10 protein-coding genes and 1 pseudogene are annotated in these 13,194 nt (G+C 36.5%); 10 read left to right on the top strand and 1 reads right to left on the bottom strand.

The window, feature by feature from the left end; translation table 11 throughout:
* Positions 1-25 precede the first annotated feature (25 nt).
* From xseA to spo0A, 10 genes and pseudogenes are all read left to right on the top strand, one after another.
* A complete protein-coding gene (gene xseA, locus J5J03_RS07740; RefSeq protein ID WP_208588312.1) occupies positions 26-1,375 on the top strand; it encodes an exodeoxyribonuclease VII large subunit in 1,350 nt (449 codons plus the stop codon).
* Positions 1,372-1,608 carry an exodeoxyribonuclease VII small subunit gene (gene xseB / locus J5J03_RS07735; protein ID WP_208588311.1) on the top strand — a complete coding sequence of 79 codons (237 nt, stop codon included), beginning with the start codon at positions 1,372-1,374 and terminating at the stop codon, positions 1,606-1,608. The genes xseA and xseB overlap by 4 nt, the downstream gene beginning before the upstream one ends.
* The gene (locus tag J5J03_RS07730; RefSeq protein WP_208588302.1) at positions 1,609-2,493 is read left to right on the top strand and encodes a polyprenyl synthetase family protein; all 885 of its coding nucleotides are present in this window, start codon (positions 1,609-1,611) and stop codon (positions 2,491-2,493) included. It abuts the gene before it with no gap.
* Positions 2,494-3,188: 695 nt separating this feature from the next.
* The gene (locus J5J03_RS07725; protein WP_208588300.1) at positions 3,189-3,767 is read left to right on the top strand and encodes a hypothetical protein; all 579 of its coding nucleotides are present in this window, start codon (positions 3,189-3,191) and stop codon (positions 3,765-3,767) included.
* A gap of 35 nt (positions 3,768-3,802) precedes the next feature.
* A complete protein-coding gene (gene dxs, locus J5J03_RS07720; protein WP_208588298.1) occupies positions 3,803-5,701 on the top strand; it encodes a 1-deoxy-D-xylulose-5-phosphate synthase in 1,899 nt (632 codons plus the stop codon).
* A 6-nt stretch (positions 5,702-5,707) separates the two neighbouring features.
* Entirely contained in the window at positions 5,708-6,529 is an 822-nt protein-coding gene (locus J5J03_RS07715; protein WP_208588296.1) for a TlyA family RNA methyltransferase, read from the top strand.
* A 205-nt stretch (positions 6,530-6,734) separates the two neighbouring features.
* The gene (gene ahrC / locus J5J03_RS07710) at positions 6,735-7,184 is read left to right on the top strand and encodes a transcriptional regulator AhrC/ArgR (protein WP_208588294.1); all 450 of its coding nucleotides are present in this window, start codon (positions 6,735-6,737) and stop codon (positions 7,182-7,184) included.
* A gap of 12 nt (positions 7,185-7,196) precedes the next feature.
* Positions 7,197-8,912, top strand: a complete 1,716-nt coding sequence (gene recN, locus J5J03_RS07705; protein ID WP_208588293.1) for a DNA repair protein RecN — start codon at positions 7,197-7,199, stop codon at positions 8,910-8,912.
* 139 nt (positions 8,913-9,051) lie between these two features.
* Positions 9,052-10,338, top strand: a complete 1,287-nt coding sequence (gene spoIVB / locus J5J03_RS07700; RefSeq protein ID WP_208588291.1) for a SpoIVB peptidase — start codon at positions 9,052-9,054, stop codon at positions 10,336-10,338.
* Between the two features lie 293 nt (positions 10,339-10,631).
* A pseudogene (spo0A, locus tag J5J03_RS07695) lies at positions 10,632-11,401 on the top strand (sporulation transcription factor Spo0A).
* 554 nt (positions 11,402-11,955) lie between these two features.
* Here the strand turns inward: spo0A and J5J03_RS07690 are convergent.
* Positions 11,956-13,068 carry a mechanosensitive ion channel family protein gene (locus J5J03_RS07690; RefSeq protein ID WP_208588289.1) on the bottom strand — a complete coding sequence of 371 codons (1,113 nt, stop codon included), beginning with the start codon at positions 13,066-13,068 and terminating at the stop codon, positions 11,956-11,958.
* Between the last annotated feature and the right edge of the window lie 126 nt (positions 13,069-13,194).

Genomic DNA, 13,194 nt, shown 5'->3' with positions numbered 1-13,194 from the left:
AGAATTCATTAAAAGGGATGATGTTGTGGAAGATAAATATTTGTCCGTGACCGCGCTAACAAAATATATAAAAAAGAAGTTTGATGTTGACAGACATCTTAATCATATTTGGTTAAGGGGAGAAATATCGAATTTTAAACACCATTCCAGAGGTCATATGTATATGACTATTAAAGATGATCATGCTAGTATTCGTGCTGTCATGTTTCATAGACAAAATCATGCTCTTTCTTTTCGACCAGAGGATGGTATGAAGGTTTTAATTACCGGTTATGTGAGTGTCTTTGAATTACAAGGTCAATATCAGTTATACATACAGGAATTACAGCCCGATGGAATTGGTGCCCTTCATTTAGCTTTTGAACAGTTAAAAGACAAACTATTGAAAGAAGGTCTATTTGATCCGATACATAAAAAAACTTTACCAAAATATCCTCAGCATATTGCGGTATTGACTTCACCAACAGGGGCAGCTATACGTGATATACTAACAACAATGGAAAGACGCTATCCACTTGCCAAAATTTTAATTATTCCTGTATTAGTACAAGGAAAGCAGGCAGCAGCCTCTATCGTAAATGGGGTCAAAAAAGCAAACCAGATCGATGAACTTGATTTGATTATTGTCGGACGAGGTGGAGGTTCTTTAGAGGAGTTGTGGAGTTTTAATGAAGAAGAAGTTGCAAGAGCGATCTTTCAATCTGAACTTCCGATAATATCTGCTGTTGGTCATGAAACAGATGTAACCATTAGTGATATGGTGGCAGATTTACGTGCACCAACTCCTACAGCAGCTGCTGAAATGGCAGTGCCATCTCAATTAGAATTATTAGACAAGCTTAAGAAGATACGTCAGTTTTTAGAGAACAATATTCGAAATAAAATCGAGCGTTCTAGTGAAAGATTGGATTCGATTGAAAGCTCATATGTATTTAAATATCCTAGGCGATTAGTAGAAGAAAAAGAACAAAGGCTTGATCGGGCAGTGGATCAGTTGACGAAACAGTTACATCGTACCGTTCAATTGAAACAAGACTATTTTAAATATTTGGATCAGCGTTATCGTCGCCTCCATATCAACAAACAGCTGGAAAATCAGAACGAATATGTACAACATTTATTAAAACGTTTATATCGAGCCAGCAAGCAACAGGTTGATCAGAAGAAAAATCTATTTGGTAAGAGCTTAGCACAATTAGATTTATTAAATCCAACTAGGATTATGGGTAGAGGTTATTCGATAACATACTCTGAGGCAAATGATATTATTCGCGGTATTAAACAAGTGGAAAAGGATGATTTATTAACCATCCAATTGTCAGATGGTTTTGTAGAATGTCGAGCACAAGAAATTAGAAAGGGAGAGAATACATGAGTGAAACAAAGAAGGAACTATCATTTGAAGAAGCGTTAGAACAATTAGAATCGATTGTCAACAAGATGGAGGAAGGGGAAGTTCCGTTAGAAAAAGCAATGGAGTATTATGCAGAAGGTTCCAAACTATCGAAAATATGTCATGATAAATTAGTAAGTGCCGAGAAACAAATGAAAGAAATATTACGTGAGGACGACGCACGTTCTAGTTTCGAAATCCAGGAGGAAAATTAAGTGGATCAATCATTGCAAAATTTATTAGATAAAGAGCAACAAAAATTAAATAGTGCTTTAACTTCTTATATTACTACATTAGACATACCTGATCACTTAAGAGAATCTGTTCTATATTCCATTGAAGCGGGGGGAAAGAGGTTACGTCCGCTTTTGATGAAATTAACTTGTACAGGACTTGGTGGAGATCCTGAGAAGGTATATCCTGCTGCAGTAGCTTTAGAAATGATACACACGTATTCCCTGATACATGATGATCTCCCTGCAATGGACGATGACACATATCGCAGAGGACAACTTACTAATCACAAAAAGTATGGCGAAGCAACCGCTATTTTAGCAGGAGATGGATTGCTCACAAACAGCTTTCATGTCATTACTACTTCAGACTTGTATACGGATCAAGAAAAAGTCAGCATCGTAACCAAGTTATCGAGAGCAAGTGGTTTAGAAGGAATGGTTGCCGGGCAATATTTAGATATGGAAGCAGAACATCGAAAGATATCGATTTCTGATTTGGAAAGAATCCATCATTTAAAAACAGGGAGACTTATTTCATTCGCAGTAGAAATTGGTGGTTTCTTAGCAGGAGTGTCACCTAGCAAAATGGAGATTTTAAAGGAATTTGGTGATTGCCTTGGTATCATATTTCAAATTCAAGATGATATTTTAGATATCGAAGGGGATCAGGAAATAATCGGCAAACGCGTAGGCAGTGATGTTGATAATGAAAAAAGCACATATCCAAGCATACTTGGGTTAGAAGGAGCGAAACAATATAAAACGAAATATGTAAAAGAGGCAGTAAGATGCTTGCAGAAAGTCGGATTAGAAAATACCGATTTGGCTTTGATAAGTAGTTATTTAAGTGAGCGAAACCAGTAATGATATTGTGAAAAAGCAAGAAACATGTTATATTTAAAGTAAGTCAATGGGGTGGTGCAGTATTCTAGTCAATCCTCCGTTTCTGAAGGCGGGCCTAAAAATCCGCCAAAGGGCACATCGATGAAGTTCCTTGTGTCGGCTTGAGGCGCCCAGCCTTGGGTTGATGCTGGGAGTTAAGGTTGAAGGGCGATCCACAAAGGCATGTGGGCGACGACCCTTCTTCCGCGGAGGCCCATCTCTGTATTTTATTCTTAGCCAAGAATGAAGTATGGAATGGGGTATGAACCTATGTAATAAGGGTTGGGGAAATCCTTATTCATAGCGTAGCCTGCCTTGAGTGGTGCGAAGGGGATTACGGGCAACAAAGTGTTCTTGTCTGGATGGCCACTAGTTAAGAACATGTTATTCTGTATGAAATTCGTACTGCAAAAGAGGCTAGGAAACGGTTAAGGGTTGTTGAGGAAATCTCCTAGACTGTTCCAGAAGGACGTTTAAAAGGGATTATAGTGTGGACTAAGTGGCAATCCAGTCTAGCGTTGGGTGACTGCGCTAAGACGGGTTTAAAGGGGAACCGCCAGAGTGGCAACACTCGGTACCTGTCTGGGAAAACCTACTGGACCTAAGCCGCAGTTTTTACCTTTTAAGTGGCCATTCCATTCCTACTACATAATGTAGCCAGTTAATGAGGTTTTTATATGGATAAAAAACAATTACAAAAGTCGATAAAATTCAGTTTAAGCATTGCCGTTATCACGTTTGTGTTAGCGGCTATTTTTTCAATAGTGTCATCATCGCTATTAAGTGGTGTTATGTCGATCGTTGGTTTAGTGATCGTACTTATTATTGTGTTGATCGGTGTGTTTTTTGATATGCTAGGAATAGCAGCAACTGCAGCAGACGAAGTTCCGTTTCATGCAATGGCAGCAGAGAGGGTAAGCGGTTCCAAACACGCGATACTCATAGTAAGGAATGCTGATAGGTTTGCCAGCTTTTGTAATGATGTGGTTGGAGATATTTCTGGTATAATAAGCGGTACAGCATCTGCAATTGTAGTATTGCAAATTTCGAATGGGTTTGGTTATACGGAAGGTACCTCCTTTCATTTATCTATAAACGTCATTCTTACAAGCCTTGTAGCAGCTCTAACCGTTGGAGGAAAGGCGCTAGGTAAGTTCTTTGCCATTAATTCATCAACCAATATTATTTTTTTAGTTGGTAAAATAATTGCATTTTTAGAAGAAAAATTTAAAATAAAAGTATTGTCGAATAAATAAGGCGAATCTTGAATAATAGTAGGGAGGATTCCTTCATGGATCTAACCAAGATCAAAAATCCAACATTTCTTAAACAATTGAACACGGAAGAACTAGAGCTTTTAGCTGGTGAGATCCGTCAGTTTCTGATTGAAAAATTATCTGTAACGGGCGGTCACTTAGGAGCCAATTTAGGAGTAGTAGAACTAACGCTCGCATTACACAAGCAATTTAATAGTCCTGAAGATAAATTAATCTTTGACGTTGGGCATCAATCCTATATTCATAAAATACTGACTGGACGTACCGAGCAATTTGATACGCTTAGACAGTATAAAGGGCTTTGCGGTTTTCCTAAAATGACAGAAAGCAAGCATGATGTATGGGAAACAGGACATAGCTCAACATCTCTGTCTGCAGCCATGGGGATGGCAATTGCTCGTGATATGAAACAAGCTGATAATTATGTTGTTCCAATTATTGGCGATGGTGCTTTAACAGGTGGTATGGCATTGGAAGCACTAAATCATATTGGTCACGAAAAGAAAAATATCACAGTGATACTCAATGATAATGAAATGTCGATCGCAGGCAATGTTGGGGCATTACATAATGCGTTAGGAAGAATGAGAAGTGCCGGTAAATATAATCGGGTTAAAGATGAGTTAGAAGTTCTGTTAAAGAAAATTCCAGCGGTCGGTGGCATGATTGCTCAAACAGCGGAGCGAGTGAAGGATAGCATGAAATATTTTATGGTTCCGGGTATGTTGTTTGAGGAATTTGGTTTTACTTATTTTGGACCTGTTGATGGTCATGATTTTAAGGATTTAGAAGAAAATATTGCATATGCTAAGAAAACGCAAGGACCTGTGCTTGTTCATGTAATCACGCAAAAAGGAAAAGGCTATTACCCTGCCGAATCTGACAAAAAAGATAAATGGCATGGAGTAGGTCCTTATAAAATCGATTCAGGTGAAAAGATTAAGCCTGCTAATCCTGCACCAGCATGGAGTCAAGTTGTAAGTGATACATTAGAAAATATTGCTGGAAAAGAAGAACGTCTTGCTGTGATCACACCTGCTATGATACTTGGCTCAAAACTGGACAAATTTCAGGAAAAGTATCCAGATCGTTTATTTGATGTAGGAATAGCTGAACAACATGCGGCTACTTTGTCAGCTGGTTTAGCAACACAAGGCATGAAGCCGTTCTTAGCGATATATTCCACATTTTTACAAAGGGCTTATGATCAATTAGTGCATGATGTATGTCGCCAAAACCTAAACGTTGCTTTTGGAATCGACCGTGCAGGACTAGTAGGAGCAGATGGTGAAACACATCAAGGAGTTTTTGATATTGCTTTCTTGCGTCATTTACCTAACATGGTGATTATGATGCCAAAGGATGAAAATGAGTGTCAACATATGGTGAATACAGCTGTATCTTATAATGAAGGACCTATTGCTGTTCGTTTCCCGAGAGGAAATGGATTAGGTGTAGAAATGGACCGAGAGTTAAAAACATTGCCTATTGGTAAATGGGAAGTGTTAAAACAAGGAACAGACGCAGTTATCTTAACATTCGGGACTACCATTGCTATGTCTCTAGCTGCGAGCGAATATATGCAAAAGCAAGGTGTTCAAGTTGAAGTCATTAATGCAAGATTTATTAAACCGTTAGATGAGCAAATGTTACATGATAGAATGAGTAAAAACATCCCGATTTTAACTGTGGAAGAAGCAGTACTTAAAGGTGGTTTTGGTTCTGCGGTTCTTGAATTTGCAGAAGAAAATAATTATCACCCTGAAATTAAAAGAATGGGTATTCCTGATCGGTACATTGAACACGGTAATGTCAAAGAATTGCTGGAAGAAATCGATTTGACAAAAGAACAAATTGTTGTCGAACTTAAAAAATTATTAGCCGTAAGTAATGAGAAGCAAAAAAGGGCATGATGAATAATGAGCAAAAAAGTTAGATTAGATCAGCTAATAGTTGATCGTGGTTTGAGTGAATCTAGAGAGAAGGCAAAAAGAACAATCATGGCTGGTCTTGTCTTCTCTAAAGGGCAACGCATGGACAAACCTGGCACAAAAGTAAATGATGACATACCGATTGATATAAAAGGTAAGGCGATACCATATGTTGGACGTGGTGGATTAAAATTAGAAAAAGCGATTGAATATTTTTCGTTAGATTTAAACGGTAAAGTAATGGTTGATGTTGGTTCGTCTACTGGTGGATTTACCGATTGCGCGTTACAAAATGGAGTTAGGTTGAGTTATGCGATTGATGTTGGCTACAATCAGTTGGATTGGAAATTACGAAATGATCCAAGAGTAGTTGTGATGGAAAGAACCAACTTCCGATACGTTACACCGGATGTGCTAACGAAGGAGACACCTAATTTTGCTACTGTAGATGTTTCTTTTATATCTCTACGATTAATTTTGCCACCCCTTTATCGTTTGTTATCCATAGACAGTCAAGCGGTTATCTTAATCAAGCCACAGTTTGAAGCTGGAAGAGAACAAGTTGGTAAGAAAGGGATTGTGAGAGATCCATCCATCCATTTACAAGTTTTACGAGATATATTGTCTTTTGCCAAAGGAACAGGGTTTCAAATTCTGGACGTAACCTTTTCACCCATAACTGGAGGCGACGGCAACATTGAATATCTTGGATTACTGGGGAATTCCAGAGGCGAAACAAAAGAGGAGATAGACATTTTGACTTTAACACAAGAAGTAGTAACAGAAGCCCATCAAGCATTAGTTCGCTAAGGATTCGATTGGACTACCCTTTAAGTAGTCCATTTTATCACAGTGCAAAATGTCTGTAAGTCTCCATTTTTCACCTTTAAGTAATACAGGGAAGTTACGTGAGGTTAACAAACCTGATAAGTTTCGCTAATGATCAATGAGGGCGCAAACTCTCCCATAGATTATAGTCTCATTTTATATGAACAAGTATCCAGGAGGAAGAACCATGAACAAAGCTCAACGACATATTAAAATTCGTGAGATCATTACAGAAAATGAAATTGAAACACAAGATGATTTAGTTGAGGAACTTAGAAGTCAAGGCTATGCCATTACTCAGGCAACTATTTCGCGAGATATTAAAGAATTGCATTTGGTGAAGGTACCTACTACAGATGGCAGGTATAAATATAGTTTACCGGCTGATCAAAAATTTAATCCATTAAACAAATTAAAGAGATTTATTATGGATGCATTTATCAGTATTGATACAGCTACACATTTCATAGTCATGAAAACATTGCCTGGGAATGCACAGGCAATGGGAGCATTAATTGATAATCTTGGCTGGGAAGAAATTGTTGGCTGTATTTGTGGTGATGATACCATTCTAATCATATGTAAGACTACAGAAGAAGCAGATGCACTTAAGGCCAAGTTTTTAGATATGTTATAAGGTGGTGAACATATGTTAACCGAATTATCCATTAGAAATTTTGCAATTATTGATGAACTTCATATTCCATTTCAAAAAGGTTTAACAGTATTAACTGGAGAAACAGGTGCAGGAAAATCGATCATTATCGATGCGGTAGGTTTATTGATTGGTGGAAGGGGATCGGTTGAATATGTTCGTCACGGTGAAAAGAAGGCAGAATTAGAAGGTTTGTTTATCATTGATGATACCAATCACCCTGTTTATCAGAAGGCTAGCGAATTAGGAATTGACATAATGGAAGACCATATGCTAATTCTTCACCGGACTATTTCCCATTCAGGAAAGAGTATTTGCCGCATTAACGGTAAACTGACAACTTTAGCAATATTAAAAGAAATTGGACAAACCGTCCTAGATATACATAGCCAACACGAAACACAAGCATTATTGAATCAGGATAAGCATATTGAGTTATTGGATTATTTTTATCAATCGAGTCACTCCCGCTTTAAGAATCACTATCAAAAGTTATATCAGCATTGGAAAGAACTTAAAGATAAATATGATGCCAATAATAAAAACGAACAAGAGTTGGCTCAACGAATTGATTTATTAGAATTCCAATTAAATGAAATTCAAAATGCTGATCTACAACCAAATGAAGATATCGATCTTACTGATGAACGTAATAAATTACATCATTTCGAAACGATCCATAAAAATTTAAACGATGCCTATAATGCATTACATGGCGAACAAAAAGGGTTGGACTGGTTGTCGCATGCTGCTAATAACCTTGAAGAAGCTGGAGAACTTAATAAAGACATTCAAAAATTGCATCAACAATATGTTGACCATTACTACTTGATTGAAGAATTATCTTATCAAATCAGGCAACACCTTGAGAATATGAGTTATGAACCAGGAAGGTTAGAATTAATTGAATCAAGATTGCATGAAATTGATCAATTGAAAAGAAAGTATGGTCAAAGTGTGGAAGAGATCATGACTTACAGTGCAAAAATTGAAGAAGAATTAGATGAAATTAAAAATCGTGATCGGCATCTTGCCAACTTATCAGAAATGGTACAAGAAGCGGCAAATGATTTATTATTAGAAGCTAAAGAGTTGCACAACATTAGAAAAAAAGCTGCTAAACAGTTGGAAAAAGCGGTTTTAGCCGAGTTAAAGGATCTTTATTTAGAGAAAACGAATTTTCAAGTGGATGTTTTGATTCCATTTAAAGAAAAAGGAATACCTTTTGATGGGAGAAAAGTAACTCCAAATGAAGATGGAATGGACCAAGTAAAGTTTTTAATTTCTACAAATCCTGGAGAACCTGTTAAAGAATTGGATCGAATTGCTTCAGGTGGGGAAATGTCACGAATCATGTTAGCACTAAAAAATATTTTTTCGAAGCACCAAGGAGTTACAAGTGTCATTTTTGATGAAGTCGATACTGGTGTTAGTGGACGTGTAGCTCAGGCAATGGCTGAAAAGATTTATAATATATCAGTTGGATCACAGGTTCTTTGTATCACACATCTACCTCAGGTAGCTTCTATAGCTGATACGCATTTAAAAATTGAAAAAGTTGTAAAGCAGAATCGAACACATACAACGATTCAAGAATTATCGTTTGATCAAAGAATTGATGAAATTGGTAAAATGATTACTGGTGCTGAATTAACAGAAACATCCAGAACACACGCAAAAGAATTAATTGAAATGAATCATAAAAGATAAAAGTATCCCGGCAAAACATTTCTACAAGTGGAAAAGTTCACCCGATTTTGTTATGTTTAACGGGTTTAAAAAGCCCTCCTTAAGGTCAAATTAATGATACAGATCAAAAACAGTCTGTACTAACAAGGAGGGCGATGTTGTGAAAAATGATTATATAAGAAAAAGTATAGGATTAATACTCCTTGTCATATTATTTGTACTCCCATGGTATTCACCATTTCAAATATACCTTTCCATCCCAAACCAAATTAAAACCTTTTCTCAGTCAGAACCTGTTTCGTTACCGACATTAGGTGATGATGTCTCGGTATCCGCGATGAATGATAATTCCGTTCATTATGCTACAGATTTGATGAAGTATTCACTTGAGGAAAGCGGAAGTGATGAAGTTACCTACTCTGTAGGTCAATTTCCAGTAAAAAAAGTCAACGTCGATGTATATGAAGATTTTCGTATTATTCCTGGTGGTCAATCGATAGGTATCAACCTTCAAACCGAGGGAGTTTTAGTAGTCGGTCACCATTTAGTTACAACTGATGACGGAACAGCATCACCAGGTGAGGAAGCAAATATTCAAATCGGTGACAGTATTATATCGATCAATGATAAGTCTATTTCAAACATGGACGAAGTAGCGCCGATAGTAAAGGAAGCTGGAGAAAACAATAAAACATTAGATGTTGAAATTAAACGAGGGAAGCAGACAATGGAAACTGATTTAACCCCTCAGTATGATATTAAAGAAGAAGATTATCGTATTGGTTTATATATTCGGGATTCAGCTGCTGGAATTGGAACCATGACTTTTTATGATCCAGAAACAGATAAATATGGGGCTTTAGGGCATATTATTTCTGACATGGATACAAGAAAACCAGTAGAAATTAATGATGGATCGATTGTCCGTTCTGAAATAACTGACATAAAAAAAGGGGAAAATGGAGTTCCAGGGGAAAAGAAAGCAGATTTTAAATTCAATGATGTGCAATTAGGGAATATAACCAAAAATTCACCTTTTGGCATTTTCGGTACATTAAAAGAGCCACCTAAAGAAGGTAAATGGTCAAAACCAATGCCGATAGCATTACCAAATGAAGTAGAAGAAGGAGCTGCCCAGATATTAACTGTAATTGATGGGGAAAAAGTGGAAGCATTTGATGTAGAGATTGTAAACAGTGTTGAACAATCTGCTCCTGCAACCAAAGGGCTCATATTAGAAATAACTGATCAGCGTTTATTGGATGCAACAGGTGGGATTGTCCAAGGAATGAGTGGTAGTCCAATTATTCAAAATGATAAAGTGGTTGGTGCGGTTACACATGTTTTTGTAAATGATCCAACTAGTGGGTATGGCGTACACATTGAATGGATGTTGAATGAAGCAGGAATAGATATTTACAAACAGGAAGAGAAAAAGGCAAGCTAAACCACCGATTAAAGAAAAATAATTCTCGATTCACCATTTTCTATCAAAAACCCGTTTCTTCAATTTATATGGAAACGGGTTTGCTTTTTGCTTAAAGTGTTATGCATTATTTAATAGAAAAGCATTGATGAATTGGAATAATTTTGCTATGCTAAAATAAAGATTTTTCGACATTGCTGATATTTAAAAGAAAAATAATTTTTTTAAGAAGATAAGAAGGATTTTTCTTCCTTTTGTCGAAATTATTAGGTGGAATCAAAATTGTTAGCATAGAATTGAAGGAGGAACTTTTTGTGGAAAAGACAAAGGTTATGTTAGTTGATGACAATCAAGAGCTTGTAGACTTAATGGATGAATACTTACTAGATCAGGATGATATCGAAGTAGTAGGTAAGGCATATAATGGTAAGGAATGTCTGGATAATCTAGAAGAACTAAATCCTGATGTTGTCGTGTTAGATATTATTATGCCCCATATAGATGGCTTAGCAGTTCTTTCTAAACTAAAACAAAATGATAACACTAAACACATTAATGTTATCATGCTTACTGCATTTGGTCAGGAAGAAGTAACTAAAAAAGCTGTTGGCTTAGGTGCATCCTATTTTATCTTAAAACCATTCGATTTGGAGCATCTTGCAGAGCAAATAAGACAAGTTCATGGTATTCAAACTGCGGTACATAATGAGCAAAGATCTTCTGCTAACAGCAGTCAGAACAAAAAGTTCGACCTAGAAGCAAATATTACACACATTATTCACGAAATAGGTGTACCTGCGCATATTAAAGGATATATGTACTTACGTGAAGCCATTACGATGGTGTACAATGACATTGAGTTATTAGGTTCGATAACGAAAGTATTATACCCAGACATTGCATCCAAATTCAATACTACTGCTTCACGGGTGGAAAGAGCAATTCGTCATGCGATTGAAGTAGCATGGAGTCCATTTCTTCATTATTTGGATATACGGTAAGTGTCTCTAAAGCGAAACCGACTAATTCTGAATTCATTGCGATGGTTGCAGATCGATTGAGACTAGAGCATCGAGCAAGCTAAATTAACGAATAAACACCTTGTCACAAAACCAAAGTGACAGTCCTTCTCATGAAATTCAAATAAGTGCTATTAATTCAATAACAAATAAAAGTACCACCCGTTTCAATGTTAGGAACGGGTGGTACTTTTATTTTAAAGATATAATTATGATCGAGAAAATACATAAACTACGAAGAACGTGCCAAGGATTTGCTCTCTTCTGTACTGAATTTAGATGAGTGGATGATCGTCGCTACGGAAAAATACTCCCTTTTCGGGGCACGGCTTCAGGAGTGTCGCATTTTTTCACAGGTTAGAATCGTGTTCTGAATAAGTGACAGGAAATCCTAAGAATTCCAACCCAAGTGTTCTATTGTTACAACAGTCAGAAAAGTAAAAGTAGCGCAGGCAGAATACGGAGACTCCTGTGGGACAGCGAGAGCTAAAGATCCACTTTGCAAAGTTCGCTAAAAACCGCCCGACAGAAAGCGGAGTATTTTGCCGGAGCGGTATTTCAGTACTCCCTATGGAGGAAAGCCTCACTCCATATATTTTTACAATTTCGCAGTTTGTTTCTACTTAGCGTCTCGATCGGTGTTCTTACGAAAGTTCTTCATAAATTCGTGGCTTTCCTGATCTAAATAAAGCGAACGGGAAGGGAAAGCGACTGAAACCTTTTGTTCTTCTAATATTTCCATAATTTTAAAATTCACGTCTTCTTTTATTTTTAAATATTCTTCCCATACAATTGTATGGGTAAAGAAATAAAGCATGATATCTAAGCTGCTATCATTATACTCGGAAAAACGTACAAAAATGGTTTCAGGATGAATATCTTCATTATTTTCTAAATAGGTTCTAATTTGTTTGATCACTTCTTCGAGCTGCTCTTTAGTCGTACCATATTCCACACCTAAATGAAAGAAAATTCGCCTTTTTCCCATTTCACTCCAGTTTGTAATTGGTTCATTTGACAACGTGGAATTTGGTATCGTAATTACAGAATCAGCAAATGTCCGAATGATCGTACTTCTGAAGTTAATATCTTCTACGGTTCCTTCAATACTAGGTGTCTGAATCCAATCACCAATAGAAAATGGTTTTTCTGTAATAATTACAATTCCACCAAATAAATTTTTAATCACTTCCTGTGCGGCTAATGCAAAAGCTAAACCACCAAGGCCGAGTCCAGCAACAAAACCACTTATCTCATAACCAAATTCCTGAGCAATAATACTAAAACTAATGGCAATGATGATTACGCGTACGGCTTTCGATAAAAATGGTATTAAAATTTGGTCAATATTAAAATTCAGACTATCATTTATCTTCATAAAAAGTAGCGAAGAACTCGAAGATAAATTGTACAAGCCCCAAGTTATCGAAAAAATAAAACTCACTCTTATTATCTGCCTAAATAACTCGTTTCTTTGATCTAAATACGGAAAATAATTGATTGCAATATATACGCCGATAATTATGATTAACATACGCAATGGTTTTTCAAATGCTGTTAATGCGTAATTTAAAAATTCACTTTTCCCTTTTTTAGCCAACTTTAACAATAAGTAAAAGATATATTTAATAAAGAGTTTTCTTAGGATAAATGCAATTAATACGATTCCTATACTTATGGCGATGTTAACATAATCATCATAAGTAATGTTTTCCCAAAATCTCCAATTCAAGTCTAACCCTCCACCCTTTTCAACCTATTGATACTTTATCATGATCCCTTTGTTATTTCCAATTATTTAAGCGAATATTAACAGTTGTATGGGGAAATATAGAAAAAAATTCAAGGAGTTGTAGTT

The sequence above is a fragment of the Gracilibacillus suaedae genome (assembly GCF_017599345.1).
In the GTDB taxonomy this organism is placed as follows: domain Bacteria; phylum Bacillota; class Bacilli; order Bacillales; family Amphibacillaceae; genus Gracilibacillus; species Gracilibacillus suaedae.
This window is presented reverse-complemented; position numbering and strand designations above follow the sequence as displayed.